The following is a 20,036-nucleotide window of genomic DNA, read 5'->3' as shown; positions in this document are numbered from 1 at the left end:
AAAAGAGCCGCGGCCGCCCGCATCGTCCGTCAGGCGAGCGCCTTCTCGACGATCTCCCGCACGTCGCGCGACTGCGCGTTCGCGGCGACGCGTTCGAGCGCGTCGCGCATCCTGTCGCGCAGCGCCGGCGTGAAGCGGCGCCACAGCTCGAGCGCGCGCGCGAGCCGCGCGGCGACCTGCGGATTGAGCGCGTCGAGCGCGAGCACCTGGTCGGCCCAGAATGCATAGCCCGAGCCGTCGGCCGCATGGAACTGCGCGGGATTCGCCGAGCAGAAGCCGAAGATCAGCGAGCGCGCGCGGTTCGGATTCTTCAGGTTGAACGCCGGATGCGCGAGCAGCCTGCGCACGAGGTCGAGCGTCGGATGCTCGGGCGTGCCGCGCCGCGTCGCCTGCATCGAGAACCACTTGTCGATCACGAGCGCTTCCTTCTCGAAGCGGCGATAGAAATCGTCGAGCGCGCGATCGGCGTCGCGCGCGGCGTCGGCCGACGCGGTCGCCGCCGACAGCAGCGCGACGAGCGCGGCCGCGCGGTCCGTCATGTTGTTCGAGGCGTCGTATTGCGCGGTGGCGAGACGGATCGCGTCGGCCGGCTCGTCGAGCTCGGCGAGGTAGGCGAGCGCGAGGTTCTTCAGCGCGCGGCGGCCCGCGTCGTCGGGCGTCGGCGTATACGCGCCAGGCGTCTGATGGCGCTCGTAGACCGCGAGCCAGTCGGCGGCGAGCGCGGTCGCGAGCTGGCGGCGCACGAACTGGCGCGCGCGATGGACGGCGGCCGGATCGGCTTGCGTCATCTGGTCGGCGAGATAGGCCTCCGACGGCAGCGTGAGCGCGAGCTCGCGGAACGCGGGCGACAGCGTGTCGTCCGTCAGCACGCGCCTGAACGCGGCGACGAACGCGTCGTCGAGCGCGAGCGGCTGCTGCGCGGCCGCGCGCGCGGCGAGCGTGAGCAGCGCGCGCGTCGCGAGGCGCTGGCCCGCCTCCCAGCGGTTGAACGGATCGCTGTCGTGCGCGAGCAGGAACGCGAGCTCGTCGTCGCGGTAGTCGTATTCGACGATCACGGGCGCCGAGAAATTGCGCAGCAGCGACGGCAGCGGCGCTTCGTCGATGTCGGCGAACGTGAACGTCGTCTCGGTCTCGGTCAGCTCGAGCACGCGCGTCGTGCCCGACGCAGCCGCTTCGCCGTCGAGGCGCAGCGGCAGGTCGCGGCCGTCGGCGCCGATCAGGCCGATCGCGAACGGGATCAGGAGCGGCCCCTCCTGCGTGTCGCGCGCGGCGGGCGAGGTGTCGCCGTAGCCTTGCCGCAGCGTCACCGCGTAGCGTTTCGCGGCGGCGTCGTAAGCGGTGCGAACCGTCACGCGCGGGGTGCCCGCCTGGCTGTACCAGCGCTCGAACAGCGCGAGATCGCGGCCGTTCGCGTCGGCCATCGCGTGGCGGAAGTCGTCGCACGTGACGGCTTGTCCGTCATGACGCCGGAAGTACAGGTCCATCCCCTTGCGGAAGCCGTCGCGGCCGAACAGCGTCTGGTACATCCGCACGACTTCCGCGCCTTTCTCGTAGACGGTCATCGTGTAGAAGTTGTTGATCTCGACGTAGCTCTCGGGCCGCACCGGATGCGCCATCGGGCCCGCGTCCTCGGCGAACTGAAGCTGGCGCAGCACGCGCACGTCCTCGATGCGCTTGACCGCGCGCGCGGCGTCGTCGTCTTCGGCGCCCGCCGACATGTCGGCCGAGAATTCCTGGTCGCGGAACACGGTGAGGCCTTCCTTCAGGCTCAACTGGAACCAGTCGCGGCAGGTCACGCGGTTGCCCGTCCAGTTGTGGAAATACTCGTGGCCGACGACCGATTCGACGTTCGCGAAGTCGACGTCGGTCGCCGTCTCCGGATTCGCGAGCACGTACTTCGTGTTGAAGATGTTGAGCCCCTTGTTTTCCATCGCGCCCATGTTGAAGTCGCCGACGGCGACAATCATGAAGCGGTCGAGATCGAGTTCGAGGCCGAAGCGCCGTTCGTCCCAGCGGATCGAATGGATCAGCGAATCCATCGCGTGGCGGGTCTTGTCGAGATCCTGCGGCTCGACCCACACCTGAAGGAGCTTGTCCTTGCCGCTCGCCGATTTGATCGTCTCCTCGAGCTTGACGAGCGTGCCCGCGACGAGCGCGAACAGATAGCTCGGCTTCCTGAACGGGTCTTCCCACTTCGCGAAGTGGCGGCCGTTCGGCAGATCGCCGGAATCGACGAGATTGCCGTTCGACAGCAGCACCGGATACGCGGCCTTGTCGGCGCGCAGCGTGGCCGTGTACGACGCCATCACGTCCGGACGGTCGACGAAGTAGGTGATGCGCCGGAAGCCTTCCGCCTCGCACTGCGTGAAGAAGTTGCCGCTCGATACGTACAGGCCCGAGAGCGTCGTGTTCGATTCGGGCGCGCACGCGCTCTCGATCGTCAGCTCGAACGCGTCGGGCACGTTCTCGACGGCGAGGCCATGCTCGTGCACGCGCACCGCGTCGTACGGCTTGCCGTCGAGACGCGCGCCGGCGAACGCGAGCGCCTCGCCCATCAGCTCGAAGTGCGGCGCGGGCGCGGCGTCCGGGTTGCGGCGCACGCGCATCGTGTTCTTGACGATCGTGCGCGCCGGCTCGAGATCGAACTCGAGCGCGACGGTATCGATCAGGAACGCAGGCGGCGTGTAGTCGCTGCGGCGGATCACGGCGGAGGGAGCGGCGATGTCGGACATGGCGATCGTGGGCGTAGGAAAAGTATGGACACGCGCCGGGCGGGCGGCGCGGCGGCAAGGGCCCATTGTACAAAGCCTTTGCGCAAGGCGCGCGGGACGAACTTTTCGGCGGCGCGGGCGGTCTTCGTCATATCGGCGCGGTGTCGGCGCGACGGCGTATGATCCGGTCATCGCGCCGCCCGGCCAGCCCGCGCGGCGCCATTGACCCAGAGGACGAACATGAAACGCATTTCCTTCATCCGCGGCACGGCGCTCGTCGCGGGCGCCCTGATCGTGCTGCTGTCCGGCTGCACGTCCTACGTCACGACGCAGGTCACGGCATTCTCGAACTGGAGCGGCAACGACGCGACGCGCACCTACGCGTTCGCGCGGACCGCCGAGCAGCAGAACAGCCTCGAGCAATCGACCTATGAGCAGATCGTCGGCAACGAGTTGTCGACCTATTCGTTCAAGCGCGTGCCGACGAAGGACGCGCGCTATCTCGTCCGGCTCGCGTACGGGATCAAGAGCGACTGGGTGTCGGTGCCTCAGCCCGTCTACTACGACCCGTGGTTCGGCCCCGGCCCGTACTGGCGCGGCGGCCCGTGGGGGCCATACGGCCCGTGGGGACCGTTTCCAGCGGGCTACGTGAATCAGAGCTACCAGATTTTCCAGCGCTCGCTCGAGATCCGGATCACCGAGCGCGCGACGGGCACGGAGGTCTATAACGTCGCCGCGCGCAACGCGGGCGAAGGCTCGTCGCTGCTGCAGGCGATGCCGTATCTCGCCCGCGCGGCGCTCGCCGACTTCCCGCTCGGCAACGGCACCGTGCGCGCGGTGCGCCTGCCCGTCGACAAGAACGGCGCGCCCGCGCCGATGCCGTCGAACGAGCGCGCGGTGCCGGCCGCGCCCGCATCCGGCGCAGCCGTCGCGCCGGCGCGTTGAAACGGCGAGCCGACGAATCGGCGAGCCGGCTCGCCGGCGCAGTGAAAGGGGAGCCGGGAAAAAGGCGAAGCGGCGAACCCGTGAAACGGCGCGATGCCGAACCGGGCGCCACGCCGGTTCGACAGCCGGCCGTCAGTTGCCGCGGCTGTTGCCGCTGTTGCCGCAGCCGCCGTGACGAGCGGCTGCGATGCGCGGGGCGCGCGAACGTCTCGACGGCGGGCCGGCGGTTCCCTTCGCGCCGTCATACGTCGCCGTGGATGAACGCGAGCGCGCCGAGCACGATGAACAGCACGGCCGCGATGCCGTGAACGAGCTTCGTCGGCAGCCGGTGCGCGAAGCGGTCGCCGAGCAGGATCGCCGGCACGTTCGCGAGCATCATCCCGAACGTCGTGCCGGCGACGACGCCCACGTAATCCTGGAAGCGCGCGGCGAGCGCGACGGTCGCGATCTGCGTCTTGTCGCCCATTTCCGCGAGGAAGAACGCGACGAACGTCGCGCCGAACACGCCGAGCCGCGAGCGGTTCGCGTTCGCCTCGTCGGCGTCGAGCTTGTCCGGCACGAGGGTCCACAAGCCCATCCCGATGAACGAGATCGCGAGCGCCCAGCGCATCACCGTCGGCGTCAGATAGACGCCGAGCCACTCGCCGAGCGCGCCGGCGAAGCCGTGGTTGATCAGGGTCGCGGCGAGGACGCCGGCGATGATCGGCAGCGGCTTGCGGTAACGTGCGGCGAGGACGAGGGAGAGCAGTTGGGTCTTGTCGCCGATTTCGGCGAGGGCGATGGCGCCCGTCGAGATCAGGAAGGCTTCAGTCACGGAACGAATATCCCAGGGCCAGGTTGAACGCGAGCGACGATTCGCCGCGCGCCGGGCCCATCTGCGGCGTGCGGTGAACCATCGGTCTCGCCAGGCCCTGCGGGCTGCGTCCGCCATGGCCGCGACGGCCAAGTCTGTTGACGGACGCCCCCGTCACGAGCGCGCCGGGCGGCGTCGGCTCGAGCGGAGCGGCTACTCCCCAATGAGGAGCGGATTCTAGCACGCCTTTTTTGCACGAAGGGGGCGATTGTTGCGATCCACCTGCCGCCTGCCGCGCCGCGCCGGGCCGCGGTCCCGGCGGCCTTCGCGCGCTCAGCCCGCGTCGGCGGCGTCGCGCCGGTGCACGCAGCGGCCCGCCGCATACGTGCGATAGACCGCGCGATCGTCGCCGAGCAGCGCGAGCGCGAACAGCAGCTCCTCGAGCGATTCCGCGCGCGCTGTGCGGCGCGCGAGCAGCGGCGTCGCGGCCGGATCGAGCACGACGAAGTCCGCCTCCGCGCGCGGCGCGAGCGTGCCGATCGTCTCCGCGAGGTCGAGCGCGTGCGCGGCGCCTGTCGTCGCGAGCCAGAACATTCGCGTCGCGCTCAGATGATGGTCCGTCATCCGCGCGATCTTGTGCGCCTCGTTCATCGTCTGCAGCATCGAGAACGACGTGCCGCCGCCGACGTCGGTCGCGAGCGTGACGGCCATCTGCCGCGCGTTCGCGCGATCGAAGTCGAACAGGCCGCTGCCGAGGAACAGGTTCGACGTCGGGCAGTGCGCGGCGATCGCGCCCGTTTCGGCGAAGCGCCGGCGATCGTCGTCGTCGAGATGGATGCAGTGGCCGTAGACCGCGCGTCGGCGCAGCAGGCCGTAATGATCGTAGACGTCGAGATAGCTGCGCCGCTCGGGGAACAGCTCGGCCGCCCAGCGGATCTCGTCGAGATTCTCCGCGACATGGCTCTGGATGAACACGTCCGGATGAAGCTTCGCGAGCGCGCCGCACGCTTCGAGCTGCTCGGGCGTCGACGTCGGCGCGAAGCGCGGCGTGAGCGCGTACGACTGCCGGCCGCGGCCGTGCCAGCGGGCGATCAGCTCGGCGCTGTCGTCGTAGCCCGATTGCGCGGTGTCGCGCAGGAACTCGGGGCAGTGGCGGTCCATCAGCACCTTGCCCGCGACCATTCGCAGGCCGCGCGCGTCGCTCGCGTCGAAGAACGCGTCGGCTGACTGCTTGTGCACCGTGCAGTAGACGAGCGCCGTCGTCGTGCCGCACGCGAGCAGGGTGTCGAGGAAAAACTCGGCGATGTCGCGCGCGTGCGCGGAATCGGCGAAGCGCCGCTCGGTCGGGAACGTGTAGCGGTCGAGCCACGGCAGCAAGCCCGGCGCCGGCGACGCGATCATTTCGGTCTGCGGATAATGGACGTGCGTGTCGATGAAGCCGGGCACGATCAGCTTGTCGCGCATCTCGACGAGCGTCGCGTCGGGGGCGAGACGCGGCGCGAGCGCCGCATGGGCGCCCGCCGCGACGACGCGTCCGCCGTCGACGATCAGGAGGCCGTCTTCGTCGTACGCGATCGCATCGTCCGATTGCGCGGGATCGCCGTCGAACCTCAGCAGGCGGGCGCGGAAAGCGGTTTGAGTCATCGTTTGGAATCCGTATCGATTGAAATCAGAGCTGCGCGACGAGCAGCACCGACAGCGCGGCGACCACCCACATCGCGGGCTTCACGTCGCGGCGGCGGCCGGTGAAGAGCTTCAGCACGACGAACGCGAGAAAACCGTATGCGATGCCTTCGGTGATCGAGTACGTGAGCGGAATCAGGATCATCGCGAGGAACGCGGGGATCGCCTCGTCGAAGCGGTGCCATTCGATCTTCGTGATCGATTCCATCATGAACACGCCGACGAGCACGAGCGCGGGCGCCGTCGCGATCGCGGGCACGAGCGACAGGAGCGGCGACAGGAACAGGAACGGCACGAAGCACAAGCCCGCGATCACCGCGACAAGCCCCGTGCGGCCGCCCGCCGAGATGCCGGCCGCCGATTCGATGTACGCGTTCGCGGGGCTCGTGCCGAGCGGCGCCGACACGACGGCCGAGAACGCGTCGACGATCATCGACTGGCGGATGTTGCGCGGATTGCCGCCGGCATCGCGCAGGTTGCCCGCCTCCGAGATCGCCATGAAGGTCGACAGTGCGTCGAAGAACGCGGTGAACAGCATCACGAAGATGAACGGCCAGTACGCGAACTTCAGCGAACCGAGCAGATCGAGCTGGCCGAGCGCCGAGAAGTCCGGCGCGGCGACGAAGCCGTTCCAGTTGACGAGCGTCTTCGTCGCGATCGCGGCGGGCCAGTACGCGCTGCCGTCGCCCCACACACGGCCGATCGGGATCGCGAGCAGCGTCGTCGCGACGATGCCGAGCATCAGCGCGCCCGTCACGCGGCGCACGACGAGCACGGTCGTGATCGCGAGGCCGGCGAGAAACGTGACGATCACCGGATTGAGCGACGTCGCATGGACGATCGTCACCGGGTCGCCTACGATGAACTTCGCGTTCACGAGACCGATCAGGCTGATGAACAGGCCGATGCCGCACGACACCGCGTGCCGCAGGCTGGCCGGAATCGCGTCGACGACGAGCTTGCGCGCGTTGAACGCGGCGAGCGTCGCGAACAGCACGCCCGCCCAGAACACGCAGCCGAGCGCGGTCTGCCAGGGCATCTTGCCGCCGTGGACCATCACGAACGTGAAGAGCGCGTTCATGCCCATGCCTGGCGCGACGAGCACCGGATTGCGCGCGTACAGGCCCATTGCGCAACTGCCGAGGAAGCTGACGATCACGGTCGCCGTCAGCGCGGCCGGAAACGGCACGCCCGCCTGCGACAGGATGCCGGGATTCACGACGATGATGTACATCGCGGTCAGGAACGTCGTCACGCCGGCGACGATCTCGGTGCGCAGCCGCGAGCCGGACTCGCGGATGCCGAAATGGCGCTCGAGCGCCGAGCGTTTCGCGGGCGCGGCGGTGCCTTGATAGAGATCCATCGTTAAGCTCTCCTCAGAGTCTCGCGTCGGGCGCGCCGCGTCGCAGCGCGCGCGCGTCGTGCGGCTGTCAGGCCGCGTGCCAGTGCGCGTCGAGCTTCGCGATCAGCGCCGCGCGTTCGTCGGCGCTCACGAACGACGCTTCGAAGCCGTTCCTGATCACCGTGTAGACGTCGGCCTCGCCAAGCTGCAGCGCGTCGACGGTCGCGAAGTAGTTTTCGTTGACGTAGCCGCCGAAATACGCGGGATCGTCGGAGTTGATCGTCACCGCGACGCCGCGATCGAGCAGCGCCTTCAGCGTGTGCTTCGTCAGGTCGTCGAACACGCGGAGCTTCAGGTTCGACAGCGGGCAGACGGTGAGCGCGATCTTCTCGCCGGCGAGGCGCGCGACGAGCGCCGCGTCCTCCGCGCTGCGCACGCCGTGATCGACGCGATCGACCTTCAGCACGTCGAGCGCTTGCGTGACGTATTCGGGCGGGCCTTCCTCGCCCGCGTGCGCGACGAGCTTCAGGCCCCGCTCGCGCGCCTTCGCGAACACGCGCGCGAACTTCGACGGCGGATTGCCGCGCTCGGACGAATCGAGGCCGACGCCGACGAGGCGCTGCGCGTAGCGCTCGAAGAGGGGCAGTGCCGCCTCGAATGTCGCGAGCGCGTCTTCCTCGGACAGGTGGCGCAGGAAGCACAGGATCAGCTTGCTCGAGAAGCCGCGCGCTTGCGCATCGGCGAGCGCGCGATCGATGCCGGCGACGACCGTCTCGATCGGCACGCCGCGCTCGGTGTGCGTCTGCGGATCGAAGAAGATCTCCGCGTGCGCGACGTGATCGGCGAGCGCGCGCTCGACGTACTCGGCCGTCATGTCGTAGAAATCCTGCTCGGTGAGGAGCACGCTTGCGCCTGCGTAATAGATGTCGAGGAACGACTGCAGATCGGTGAACGCGTACGCGGCGCGCAGCGCGTCGATCGACTCGTACGCGAGCTTCACGCCGTTGCGCTGCGCGAGCTTGAAGATCAGTTCGGGCTCGAGCGAGCCTTCGATGTGGATGTGCAGTTCGGCCTTCGGCGCGCGGGCGATCTTGTCTTTGAATGTCGGGGTCATTGTGGTGTCGGTGGTCGTATCCTGGTTTGAATGATGGCGATTCAGCACGCGCTTGCGCCGGATGGCGAAGGCGACGCGGCCGCACGCTCGTTCGCGCGGCGCGCGTCGACGGTCTGCAGGATCTGCGCGGCGACGGCGATCGCGATCGCCTCGGGCGCCTTGTCGACGATGCCGGGCACGCCGACCGGGCATTGCATCCGCGCGATCTGCAGCGGATCGATGCCGCGCGCGGCGAGCCGGTGCTCGAACTGCATCCGCTTCGTGCGCGAGCCGATCATGCCGAAGTACGCGTAGTCGCCGCGCGCGAGAATCCGGTGCGCGAGCTCGAGATCGCGGGCGTGATTGTGCGTCATCACGACGAAGTACGCACCGGGTGGCGCTTCATCGACCGCTTCGTCGGGCGCGTCGTTCGCGTTGAGCGACAGGTTGCGGATGCCCGCGATCGCGTCGGGCGGCGGGAATTGCGCGTCGCGTTCGTCGACCCAGCGCACGTGGCAGGGCAGCGTGCCGAGCACGCGCACGAGCGCCGCGCCGACGTGCCCCGCGCCGAACAGCACGACCGAGAACGTGTGCGGCGCGATCGTCTCGGTTAGCAGCGGCGCGTCGCCCATCTCCCACAACAGGCAGTCGGCGCGCGCGGCGTTCGGCCCCGACCCCGGCTCGGGCTCGCTCAGCATCACCGCGTCGGGGACGGGGCCGAACGACACGCTGCGCACGGTTGGCGCGCCCGCCGCCGTGCGCTTCGCGAGCGACGTGATCCAGCCGAGATCGGCGATGTCGAGCCGCTCGAATGCGAGCACGACCGCGCCGCCGCAGCATTGGCCGAGGCTCGGACCGAGCGCGAGCCGTTCGAGCCGGCGTGCGTGCGGCGTGTGCGCGCCTTCCTTCAGCAATTGTCGAGCGATCTCGATCGCCTTCCATTCGAGATGGCCGCCGCCGATCGTGTGGCGCGCGGCCTCGCGCGTGACGAGCATCTTCGTGCCCGCGTCGCGCGGCGCGGAGCCGTCGACGCGCGCGACCGTCACGAGGACGGCCGCGTCGCCGCGGGCGAGCAGATGCTGCAGGTCGGTGAGCCAGGTTTCCATCCGGCGTTTCTCCTGATCGTGAATCAGGCCGTGGCGGCCGGGCGGGCGGCGGTTGCCGCGTGAAGCGCGCATCGCGCGCGGGCGCACTTCATGTCGCGGCGCGGCGAACGTGCGATTGCAGCGCGAGCCCACGGCATGCGGCGCGCGAAGCCCGTGCGGCCGGCTTGCTCGCTGTGGCCGAAGCCGATGCGGGAAACGTCGTCGATGCGGCAAGGACGAGCGGCGGCGCGGACGAAGCCGCGGCGGGACATGCGGATGGTTTGCGTTGTCATGGCGAATCCACGGGACATTGCGGATCAGGCGCGCGTTACGCAGGGTCGAGAGGCTCCCGCCTCGCGCACGTAGATCGCCATCCGGAAACGAAGATAGCACCGCAAAAAAGCGGCGGTATGGCCTGGCAATGATGCGGGCTATTCGGCGGCGATCATGATGCACGTAGGATTCGCGCGCCGGGCCGAAGTTGCCGGCGGCGGGAAACCGTTGCCCCGCGCGGGTCGCGGCGGGGCGGGAGGCGGCCCCGGCGCCGACGGGTGTGTCGGCGCCGGGGCCGTCGCGCCCGGGAAAACGAGCAGTGGCGGCGACGGCCGCGCGGCGCAATCCATCGCGATTGCGCCGCGCCGGCGCGCCGACGCCGATCAGCGCAGCCGGCCGCGGTGGCGCAGCAGGCTCACGGCAACGGGCACGACGATCAGCACGAACGCGATCAGCGCCCAGCCGGGCAGCAGGATGCCGAAGATCGGCGGATAAACGGTCTCGCACAGCCCGGCGACCTTGAACACGCCCGGCAGCCAGTGCGCGGGCGGCAGGCTGTCGACGACGGGCTGCAGCGCGTCGAAGCCGCAACTGAAGCCCGGATTGAGCTGCACGTACAGGTGGCGCGCCGCGGTGCCGACGCCCGCGGCGGCTGACAGCACGATGAGCGCCTCGGCCACCGCGATGCCCGCGCCGCTCGTCACCCCCGCGCCGATGAACGCGAACACCGCGATCAGCACGAAGAAATAGCGCTGGATGATGCACAGCGGGCACGGGTCCTCGTTTTTCACGTACTGCAGATAAAGCGCGCCGGCGAGAAGCGCGAGGCATACGAGGCCCAGCAGCACGAGCAGGCGTCGTTCGCGGCGCAGCGAGAGCGTCAGATGGTTCATCGAAACGGAGTTCCTTCGAGCGGTCGGGAAAATCAATCGTCGGATTTTAACGCGAACGCCGCGCCGCTTTCCGACGGCGCGGCATCCGGTGCGCAAGCGGCGCTCAGCGAATCGTCGCGAGCACCGCTTCGACCGCCTGGCCGATCGCGAGCAGCGCGTCGTCGTGGTGCGGCGCGGCGGCGAGCATCAGGCCGACGGGCGCCGTGTCGCGCGGATGGCACGGCAGCGACAGCGCGCACGCGTCGAGAAAATTGAACGCGCTCGGGTTGCGCAGCACGAGCGCGTTCATGCGCGTGAACGCGTCGTCGTCCTGTTCGAGCTCGGCGATGCGCGGCGGCGCGATGGGCACCGTCGGCGCGACGAGCGCGTCGAAGCGCTGCCATACGGTGCGCGCCGCCTCGTCGATGAGCGCCGCGCGCGCGGCGACGAGATCGAGGTAATCGGCGGCGCTCGCCGGCTCGCCCCTCAGGATGCGCGCGAGCACGCGCGGATCGTACGCGTCGCGGTGGCGCGCGACGAGCGGGCGATGCCACGCGTACGCCTCGATCGAAGCGAAACCGAAGCGGTTGATGTCGGGCAGCGTGTCGAGCGGCGCGAAGCGCGCGTCCGACACGATCGCGCCCGCCGCCTCGAGATGCTTGAGCGCGGCGTCGAGCGACGCCGCGACGTGCGCGTCGACGCCATCCGTCACGTAGTTCGTCAGCAAGCCCAGCCGTACGCCTTCGAGCGGCCGCGCGGCGCTCACGTGCGGCTCGAGGCCCGCGAGAATCCGGTCGACGAGCGCGCAGCACGCGACCGATACGCCGATCGGGCCGAACGAATCGAGCGTCGTCGACAGCGGCACGCCGCCTTGCTTCGGAATCCGGCTCGCGGTCGGCTTGAAGCCCGTCAGCCCGCAGAGCGCGGCGGGAATCCGGATCGAGCCGCCCGTGTCGGTCGCGAGCGCGACGGCCGCCATGCCGTCCGCAACCGACGCGGCCGCCCCCGACGACGAGCCGCCCGCGATCCGCTCGTCGCCAGGCACGCCGCGCCGGTACGGCGAGCGCGGCGTGCCGTAGTGCGGATTCAGGCCCAGGCCGGAGAACGCGAACTCGCTCATGTTCGTGCGGCCGACGAGCACGGCGCCCGCGCGCTTCAGGCGGGCGACCGTGACGGCGTCGGCGGCCGCCGGGGGCGCGTCGGCTAGCACGCGGGAGCCCGCGCGCGTCACCTGGCCCGCGACGTCGAACAGGTCTTTCACCGACACCGGGATGCCCGCGAGCGGCGACAGCACGGTGCCCGCCGCGCGCAGGCGATCGTGCGCGTCGGCGGCGGCGCGCGCGCCTTGCGCGTCGACCTCGGTGAATGCGAGCGCGCCTTGTCCCGCCGGATCGGCGATCCGTTCGAGCGCGGCTTCGACGAGCGCGCGGCTCGTCGTCGTGCCGGCGGCGAGGTCGGCGGCGAGTCGGGCGAGCGGCGGGAAGGGGGCGAAAGTGGTCATGGCGGTATCGGGCTGGATCGGGTTGGCGAAGCGCCGCGCGAAGCGGCCCGGAACGCTCCGGCGCGTCGCGAAGCCGCGCGACGGAGGGCGGCGGGCGGCTTCGCGCATTGTAGAACAGCGGTGCGTCGCGGAGGCGAGGGCCGCGAGCCGGGCATGAAATCGCGAAGTCGATGCGCTCGCGTGGCGCACCTTGTCGCGCCGCTGCCGTTGCGATGCCGCCGCGCGTCGTTTCGTCGGTCGAATCGCACGTCGAATCGTGCGTGTCGTCGCGCAATTGCAACGCGCGTCGGCGTGAATTCGACACAGCGTTGCAACAATATTGACGAAATTCTGTCGGTTTGCCGTCGATCGTGTACTGAAGCATAATGAATTTTTGTTGATTCTCCGCGTGACCGACGCGCCAGACCTTCGTCATGAGCGAAAACACGTCCGCAAGAGCCGACCAGTCCGGTTCTTCCTCTTCTTCCGCCGCGACGCCCTCCGGGCACGCCGGCCCGGCTTCCGCACCGTCTCCCGTCTCCGACAAACCGCCCGCGGGCGCGACTGTTCACGTCGGCGCGTTCGCCGCGCAGATCGCCGCCGCGCAGGACGTCGGCGATCCCGGCTCGGCGCCGACCGGCACGATCGCCGAGCCCGGCGCGCCCGGCATTGCGGCGGGCGGCGCGGCCGTGGAGCCGGCGGCAACCGCGCACGGCGCGCCTGCCGCCGCGCCCTCTGGCGCGACGAGCGCAGGCGCATCGGCGGCGGGCGCCGCGGGCTCCGCCGCGCACGCGAAAGCCGGCTCGCCGCCGCCGGGCTTCGGCGCGCAACCCGATTTCGAGACGTCGCGCCCGCCGCCCGCGAGCGCGGCCGCGCCTGCGCCGCCCGCCTACCTGAAACAGAGCGACACGCCGTGGTCGGTGTTCGGCCGGATCATCGCGGCGCGCGCGCGGCGGCTCTTCGACCGCGCCGGGCAGCGAATCACGCAGCGCACGCTGCGCATCGGCGTGTCGGCGCGCATCTTCCATCCGGAGGTGGGCGCGCCGGGGCTGCGCGGCAAGACGCTGCAGTATCTGGAGGAATCGATTGCGCACTGGGTGATGTCGCGCGACGTGCTCGTGTTCATGATTCCGACGGTCGGCCATCAGGGGATGCTGCATCCGAGCAACATCCGGCTGCGCGACTACGCGAAGCATCTCGACGGTCTGTTGCTGCAAGGCGGCGCCGACGTGTCGCCGCAGACCTACGCGGCGTCCGACGCGCGTCCCGAATGGCCCGGCGATCGCGTGCGCGACATGTACGAGCTCGAGCTGCTGCACGAGTTCATCGAGTCGGGCAAGCCGGTGCTCGGCGTGTGCCGCGGCTGCCAGCTCATCAACGTCGCGTTCGGCGGCTCGCTCTATCAGGACATCGCGACCGACGTGCCGACCGCGGGCGCGCACGTCAGCGAGCACTACGACCAGCACCGGCACGCGATCCGCTTTCCGGACGGCTCGACGCTCGCGAACATGTTCCCCGGCCGCCGCGAGGCGATCGTCAATTCGATCCACCATCAGGCGATCCGCGACATCGGCCGCGATCTGAACATCGAGGCGGTGTCGGCGGAAGACGGGATCATCGAAGGGGTCCGCTATCGCCGCGCGCCGTTCGTCGTCGGCGTGCAATGGCATCCGGAGTTTCATCGCGCGGGCGGCCCGGAGCTGCTCGACTGCACGCCGCTTCTCGACACGTTCCTGCGCGCGGCGCGCGAGACGCGGCTGTAGCCGGCGCGACGCGATTTCCCCGCGAGCAGGAAAGAGACGGGCCGCACTTCGGTGCGGCCCGTCGTTCGTTCGGCGTCCGGAGCGTCGGCCGGATGATCGCGCGATCGCGCCGCGCGTAAGAAGACGTGTAAAAGGACTCGAAAAGCGCTTTTTTTCAAATGCCTTTCGGATTGCTTCGCAAGCGGCGCTTTGACGCATCTCGCCGTCGTTCGCAGTAAGATGGCGGACGCCGCGCAGCGCATCATCGATCTGCGCGGCCCCCGGCGCGCCGGGGCAAGAAACACGATGTGACATGCGCCGTGCGCCGCCCTCGGGGCAGCCGCGGCGCAGCCTTATCGAGAGAGACATGACTACCGCGTCCCCCGCAATCCAGCAGGAATCCAAGGCCAGGACCGTGTTCCGCGTCGTCAGCGGCAACTTCCTGGAAATGTACGACTTCATGGTCTACGGCTACTACGCGTCCGCGATCGCCAAGACCTACTTTCCGAGCGGCAACGCGTTCGCCTCGCTGATGCTGTCGCTGTCGGTGTTCGGCGCGGGCTTCCTGATGCGTCCCGTCGGCGCGATCGTGCTCGGCGCGTACATCGACCATCACGGCCGCCGCAAGGGCCTCATCCTGACGCTCGCGTTGATGGCGCTCGGCACGCTGACCGTCGCGACGATTCCGGGGTACGCGACGATCGGCGTGCTCGCGCCGGTTCTCGTGCTGCTCGGCCGCCTGCTGCAGGGCTTCTCGGCGGGCGTCGAGCTGGGCGGCGTGTCGGTGTACCTGTCGGAGATCGCGACGAAGGGCAACAAGGGCTTCTACACGTCGTGGCAGTCGGGCAGCCAGCAGGTGGCCGTCGTGTTCGCCGCGTTCGTCGGCGTGCTGCTGAACCGCGCGCTGCCCGTCGAGCAGATGACGTCGTGGGGCTGGCGCATCCCGTTCCTGATCGGCTGCCTGATCGTGCCGTTCCTGTTCCTGATCCGCCGCTCGCTGAAGGAGACCGACGAGTTTCTCGCGAAGCGCCGCCGTCCGAGCATGGGCGAGATCATGAAGTCGATGCTCGAAAACTGGGGCGTCGTGCTCGCCGGCATGGGGATGGTCATCATGACGACCGTGTCGTTCTACATGATCACCGCGTACACGCCGACGTTCGGCAAGGAAGTGCTGCACCTGTCGGCGACCGACGCGCTCGTCGTGACCGTCTGCGTCGGGCTGTCGAACCTGGTCTGGCTGCCGCTGTCGGGCGCGCTGTCCGACCGGATCGGACGTCGCCCGGTACTGATCGCGTTCACGGCGCTCACGATCCTCACCGCGTATCCGGCGATGCAGTGGCTCGTCGGTTCGCCGTCGTTCCTGCGGCTGCTGACCGTCGAGCTGTGGCTGTCGTTCCTGTACGGCTCGTACAACGGCGCGATGGTCGTCGCGCTGACCGAGGCGATGCCGGCCGACGTGCGCACCGCGGGCTTCTCGCTCGCGTACAGCCTCGCGACGACGATCGGCGGCTTCACGCCGGCGATCTCGACGCTGCTGATCCACGAGACCGGCAACAAGGCGGCGCCGGGGCTCTGGCTCGGCCTCGCCGCGATCTGCGGGCTGATCGCGACGCTCGTGCTGTACCGGTCGCCGGAAGCGCGCAAGCAGTACAAGACGACTTGAGCGGACGGGCGGCCCGCCGCGAGCGGGCCGTCGTCGGCGAATCGGAAAACGGAGCGCGTCGCGCTCCGTTTTTGTTCGGGCGAAGCGTTGGCGTGGGCGCGCAGCGAAGACGCCGGGGCAAGCCGCGAGCCGTGATGGCGTGCGAGCGCAGCATCGACGAATCGATCATGTCGCGGCGAGAGGGCGAGAGGGCGAGAGGGCGAGAGGGCGAGAGGGCGAGAGGGCGAGAGGGCGAGAGGGCGAGAGGGCGAGAGGGCGAGAGGGCGAGAGGGCGAGAGGGCGAGAGGGCGAGAGGGCGAGAGGGCGAGAAGGCGAGAAGGCGAGAAGGCGAGAAGGCGAATCCCGTCGGACGCATCGTGGACGCGAAGCTCATACGGTCAAAAGGAGCACGCACGAATGCGCGCGCGCCGTCACCCGCGTGCGATCTCGCCCGCGACAGCCGCGACCACGTCGTCCCAGCGTCCCGGCTCCGATTGCCGGACGAGCCGCGCGCGCGGATACCACGGGCTGTCGTTGCCCGTGCTCCAGCGCCAGTCGGCGGCGACGGGCAGCATCAGCCACAGCGGCTTGTCGAGCGCGCCCGCGAGGTGGGCGACCGCCGTGTCGATCGAGACGACGCCGTCGAGCCGATCGACGAGTGCGGCCGTCGCCGCGAAATCGGTCAGGCCGTCGAGCCGATGGATGCGAGCCGCATCCGGATGCGCGTCGAGCGCCGCGCGCTCGGTATCCGTCAGCGTCGGCTGCAGCACGATCCAGTCGATGCCGGCGAGCGCGAAGAGCGGCGCGAGCGCATCGAGCGGCAACGCGCGATTCTCCTGCACCTGCGCGCTACCGGACCATGCGATGCCGAGCTTGCGCTTCGCCTGCCCGCCGAGCGAGCCGCGAAAACGGCGGCGCGCGGCGTCGGGCACGTCGAGATACGGCGTGTGAGACGGGATCGAGTCGTATTCGAGCCCGAGCGCGAACGGCAGGCTCAGGAGCGGGCAGACGAGGTCGGCGGCGGGCGTTTGCGCCGCATCGGCCGACACGACGCTCACGCGCCAGCGCGCGGCCATCGGCGCGACGAGCGGCAGCAGCGTGGGCTGGACTTGCAGGATCAGCCGCGCGCAGCGCGCGCGCGCGAGCGGCACGAGCCGCACGAACTGCAGCGTGTCGCCGAAGCCCTGCTCGGCGCGCACGAGCAGCGTGCGGCCCGCGATCGGCTCGCCTTGCCAGCGCGGCAGCGGCCCGAGCGGCGCCGCGCCCGGCAGCGCATGCCGCGCTTCGTACGCGGGCAGGCCGCGTGCGAAGTCGCGCAACGTGAGCAGCGTGACCGCGCGATGCATTTGCGCGAGCGCGTGCGACGGATCGAGCCGCAGCGCCTGATCGAACGCGCGCAGCGCCATCTCGTGCGCGCCGAGCGCGTGATGCGCGGTGCCGAGGTTGAGCCAGGCGAGCACGAACGACGGATCGAGCCCGACCGCGCGCTCGTAATGCGGCAGCGCGTCGCGATGGCGGCCGAGCGCCGCGAGCGCGTTCGCGAGCCCGAACAGCGCGAGCGGGAAGCGCGGCTGCAGCGCGAGAGCGGATTCGAACGCGTGCAGCGCCTGCGCATGCCGGCCGACCGCGTCGAGCGCGTTGCCGAGATTGAAATGCGCGGCGACGAAGCGCGGCTCGGCGGCGAGCGCCGCGCGAAAATGCGCGACCGCCTCGTCGGTATCGCCGAGCGCGGCGAGCGCCATCCCGAGGTTGTTGTGCGCGCCCGCGTGGCCGGGACGCAGTGCGAGCGCGCGGCGAAACGCCGCAAGCGCGCCGTCGTGCCGGCCGAGCGCGTTGAGTGCGTTGCCGAGGTTGTTGTGGATCGACGCGTCGCCGGGCGTGAGCGCGAGCGCGCGCTCGAACGCGTCGACCGCGTCGTCGTGGCGCTCCTGCGCCGCGTACGCGTTGCCGAGGTTGTAATGCGCGAGCGGAAACTCCGGCGCAAGCGTGAGCGCGTTGCGAAAGCGCTCGATCGCTTCGTCGAGCCGGCCGAGCGCCTTGAACGCGTTGCCGAGGTTCAGTTGCAGCGCCGCGTCGTTCGGGCGCAACTCCACCGCGCGGCCGACGAGATCGGCTGCTTCTTCGTGCCGGCCCTGCTGATGGCGCAGCACGCCGAACAGGTGCAGCGCGTCGGCATCGGCGGGATTGGTGGCGAGCGCCGCCCGGTAGCCGTGCTCGGCATCGTCGAGCCGGCCGGCGCGGTGCGCGGCGAATGCGCGGTCGAAAGCGGATTCCATGACGCGGGACAAACGGGAAACCCCGCATTTTCCCATACCTCGAACCGCGCCGGCCGAATCCACCGGTGCGGCCGCCCGCTATGGATGCGGTGCGGCGGCGGGCGTAGACTGCGGATGTTGCGTATCGACGAGGTCCTTATGGCAGTCGTTCCGCTCGCCACGCCTCCCGTGCTGATCGTCGGCGCCGGGCCGACCGGGCTCGCCGCCGCGCTTTGCCTTGCGCGCGCCCGCGTGCCGTTGCGAGTCGTCGACAAGGCGGCGCAGCCCGCGCGCTATTCGCGCGCGATCGGCATCCAGGCCCGAACGCTCGAGCTCCTCGAGCAGCAGCGCGTCGTCGACCGGTTCGTCGAGCTCGGCCATCGCGCGCGCGTCGCGATCCTGTACTCGGCCGGGCAGCGTATCGCCGAGCTCGACTTCGATCCGCTGCAAACGCGCTATCCGTACCTGCTGTTTCTCGACCAGACCGTCACCGAGCGTTTGTTGGCCGAGCATCTCGCGACGTTCGGCGTCCACGTCGAGCGCGGCGTGACGCTCACGCACTGCGAAGAGCCGGAAGGCGCGCTCGACGTCCGGCTGCGCCACGGCGACGGCCGCGACGAGCGTCTGCAGCCGTCGTACGTCGTCGCGGCAGACGGCGCGCACAGCACCGTCCGGCGTCTGCTCGACGTCGATTTCGTCGGACATGCGTTCGAGCAGACGTTCATGCTCGCCGATCTCGACGTCGGCGCCGACTGGCCGGACGACGAGATTCATTTGTTCACGACGGGCGACGGCATTGCCGGATTGTTTCCGATGGGCAACGGCCGCTACCGGCTCGTCGCCGATCGGCCGCCGCGCAACGGCGCGCTCGACGACGAGCACGGGCCGTCGCTCGACCTGTGCCGCGAAATCGTGCGCGCGCGCGTGACGCCGGATCTGAAGATCGGCGATCTTGCGTGGTCGTCGTATTTTCATCTGCACAGCCGAATGGTCGCGAAGCTGCGCGTCGGGCGCGTGTTCTTCGCGGGCGACGCGGCGCACGTGCACAGCCCGGCGGGCGCGCAGGGGATGAACACGGGTATCCAGGAGGCGTTCAATCTCGGCTGGAAGCTCGCGCGCGTGCTGGCCGGCAACGCGCCCGAGCGGCTGCTCGACACGTATCACGCGGAGCGCCATCCGATCGAGCGCGACATGCTGCGGCAGACGAGCTTCGCGACACAGCTCGTCGAGGCGGACCGCGGGCCGCTCAAGCTGCTGCGCGATCACGTCGTGCCGATCCTCGCGTCGTTCGGGCCGCTGCGCGATGCGGCGCGCCGCACGGTCAGCGAGCTCGCGATCCAGTATCGGAAGAGCCCGCTCACGCTCGAGCGCGTGCTCGACGGCGGGCCGCGCGCAGGCGAGCGCGCGCCGGACGCGCTCGTGCAGGTACTCGACGGGCCGCTGGGCAAGGCGCCCGGCGTCGCGCGCCTCTTCGATCTGCACGATCCCGCGCATTTCACGCTGCTCGTGCTCGAGCCGCGCGAGGCGATTGACGACACGTTGCCGTCGGACCCCGGCGAGGACGGCCGCACGCTCGCCGACGCGCTCGAGCGGATCATGCCGGGCGCGGTGCGCTGCTGGCGCGTGACGGATGCGCAAGGCGAGGGCGCGCCGCTGCTGGCCGATGCGTACGGGCGCGCGCGGCCCGTGTTCTACCTGCTGCGCCCGGACGGCTACGTCGCCGCGCGCGGCCGCCCGGCGACCGATGCGAACGCGTTGCTGCGCCATTGCGAGACGTGGTTCTCGGGAATGCGGCTCGAAGCCTGAAGACGACGGCGCGCCCGGCGGGCGCAGCGCCTGCGCCCGTCCTACGCGGCGTGCGGCGCGACGGGCGAGGCAGGCGCCGGCTCGAGCGACGCGCGGTGCCTGTCGATCGCCTCGCGAACGATCGGTGCGACGCTTTGCGCGGTCTCGTCATGCGGATCGTCGAGCGCGGCGAGGAGCGCGCGGCGCATCCGCGGCTCCCAGAAGCGCCGGATGTGGTCGGCGATGCCCGCGACCGCCTCGTCGTGATCCGGCATCGACGCGAAGAACGCGCCGATCTGGTTCGCCATGTCGATCAGATGTCGGCTTTCCATGTC

General features: G+C 70.0%; 16 protein-coding genes and 1 riboswitch. Of the genes, 5 read left to right on the top strand and 11 right to left on the bottom strand.

From position 1 onward, the window contains the following. Window positions 1-29 precede the first annotated feature (29 nt). Window positions 30-2,732 (bottom strand): aminopeptidase N, encoded by a 2,703-nt coding sequence (gene pepN / locus WS92_RS24030; protein ID WP_059934070.1) that lies wholly within the window; start codon window positions 2,730-2,732, stop codon window positions 30-32. Window positions 2,733-2,756: 24 nt separating this feature from the next. On the opposite strand from pepN, the gene WS92_RS37290 reads away from it, so the two are divergent. Together WS92_RS37290 and WS92_RS24025 are read left to right on the top strand one after the other, a co-directional pair. Next, on the top strand, window positions 2,757-2,894 hold the full coding sequence (locus tag WS92_RS37290) for a branched-chain amino acid ABC transporter ATP-binding protein (RefSeq protein ID WP_082743917.1): 138 nt from the start codon (window positions 2,757-2,759) through the stop codon (window positions 2,892-2,894). Between the two features lie 57 nt (window positions 2,895-2,951). Continuing rightward, window positions 2,952-3,656: a DUF4136 domain-containing protein gene (locus tag WS92_RS24025; protein WP_006025639.1), complete on the top strand. Its 705-nt coding sequence runs from the start codon at window positions 2,952-2,954 to the stop codon at window positions 3,654-3,656. A gap of 241 nt (window positions 3,657-3,897) precedes the next feature. Here WS92_RS24025 and WS92_RS24020 read toward each other — a convergent pair whose 3' ends face one another. From WS92_RS24020 to WS92_RS23990, 8 genes are all read right to left on the bottom strand, one after another. After that, on the bottom strand, window positions 3,898-4,470 hold the full coding sequence (locus WS92_RS24020; protein ID WP_006025640.1) for a TMEM165/GDT1 family protein: 573 nt from the start codon (window positions 4,468-4,470) through the stop codon (window positions 3,898-3,900). A 76-nt stretch (window positions 4,471-4,546) separates the two neighbouring features. After that, window positions 4,547-4,683, bottom strand: a riboswitch (yybP-ykoY riboswitch). A gap of 99 nt (window positions 4,684-4,782) precedes the next feature. Further along, entirely contained in the window at window positions 4,783-6,093 is a 1,311-nt protein-coding gene (guaD, locus tag WS92_RS24015) for a guanine deaminase (RefSeq protein WP_059934068.1), read from the bottom strand. A gap of 25 nt (window positions 6,094-6,118) precedes the next feature. Next, window positions 6,119-7,495, bottom strand: coding sequence for an NCS2 family permease (locus WS92_RS24010; protein ID WP_015601816.1), 1,377 nt, complete (start codon window positions 7,493-7,495; stop codon window positions 6,119-6,121). Between the two features lie 67 nt (window positions 7,496-7,562). Further along, a complete protein-coding gene (locus WS92_RS24005; protein WP_006025644.1) occupies window positions 7,563-8,588 on the bottom strand; it encodes an adenosine deaminase in 1,026 nt (341 codons plus the stop codon). Between the two features lie 41 nt (window positions 8,589-8,629). Continuing rightward, on the bottom strand, window positions 8,630-9,673 hold the full coding sequence (gene xdhC, locus WS92_RS24000) for a xanthine dehydrogenase accessory protein XdhC (protein ID WP_059934135.1): 1,044 nt from the start codon (window positions 9,671-9,673) through the stop codon (window positions 8,630-8,632). A gap of 23 nt (window positions 9,674-9,696) precedes the next feature. After that, window positions 9,697-9,945: a hypothetical protein gene (locus WS92_RS35955; RefSeq protein ID WP_167359293.1), complete on the bottom strand. Its 249-nt coding sequence runs from the start codon at window positions 9,943-9,945 to the stop codon at window positions 9,697-9,699. Window positions 9,946-10,308: 363 nt separating this feature from the next. Then, a complete protein-coding gene (locus tag WS92_RS23995) occupies window positions 10,309-10,818 on the bottom strand; it encodes a disulfide bond formation protein B (protein WP_059934066.1) in 510 nt (169 codons plus the stop codon). 103 nt (window positions 10,819-10,921) lie between these two features. Further along, window positions 10,922-12,298 (bottom strand): amidase, encoded by a 1,377-nt coding sequence (locus WS92_RS23990; protein ID WP_059934134.1) that lies wholly within the window; start codon window positions 12,296-12,298, stop codon window positions 10,922-10,924. A gap of 413 nt (window positions 12,299-12,711) precedes the next feature. Here WS92_RS23990 and WS92_RS23985 point away from each other — a divergent pair, with 413 nt between their 5' ends. After that, the gene (locus WS92_RS23985) at window positions 12,712-14,040 is read left to right on the top strand and encodes a gamma-glutamyl-gamma-aminobutyrate hydrolase family protein (RefSeq protein ID WP_059934063.1); all 1,329 of its coding nucleotides are present in this window, start codon (window positions 12,712-12,714) and stop codon (window positions 14,038-14,040) included. A 346-nt stretch (window positions 14,041-14,386) separates the two neighbouring features. Then, window positions 14,387-15,682 (top strand): MFS transporter, encoded by a 1,296-nt coding sequence (locus WS92_RS23980; protein WP_006025650.1) that lies wholly within the window; start codon window positions 14,387-14,389, stop codon window positions 15,680-15,682. A gap of 410 nt (window positions 15,683-16,092) precedes the next feature. Here the strand turns inward: WS92_RS23980 and WS92_RS23975 are convergent, their stop codons facing one another. Then, window positions 16,093-17,937 carry a tetratricopeptide repeat protein gene (locus WS92_RS23975; protein WP_059934061.1) on the bottom strand — a complete coding sequence of 615 codons (1,845 nt, stop codon included), beginning with the start codon at window positions 17,935-17,937 and terminating at the stop codon, window positions 16,093-16,095. A gap of 138 nt (window positions 17,938-18,075) precedes the next feature. Here WS92_RS23975 and WS92_RS23970 point away from each other — a divergent pair, with 138 nt between their 5' ends. Beyond that, window positions 18,076-19,722: an FAD-dependent monooxygenase gene (locus tag WS92_RS23970; protein WP_059934060.1), complete on the top strand. Its 1,647-nt coding sequence runs from the start codon at window positions 18,076-18,078 to the stop codon at window positions 19,720-19,722. 41 nt (window positions 19,723-19,763) lie between these two features. Here WS92_RS23970 and WS92_RS23965 read toward each other — a convergent pair whose 3' ends face one another. Beyond that, on the bottom strand, window positions 19,764-20,033 hold the full coding sequence (locus WS92_RS23965) for a formate dehydrogenase subunit delta (RefSeq protein WP_059934058.1): 270 nt from the start codon (window positions 20,031-20,033) through the stop codon (window positions 19,764-19,766). Window positions 20,034-20,036 lie beyond the last annotated feature (3 nt).

The sequence above is a fragment of the Burkholderia sp. MSMB1588 genome (assembly GCF_001546925.1).
GTDB classification, from domain to species: domain Bacteria; phylum Pseudomonadota; class Gammaproteobacteria; order Burkholderiales; family Burkholderiaceae; genus Burkholderia; species Burkholderia humptydooensis.
This window is presented reverse-complemented; position numbering and strand designations above follow the sequence as displayed.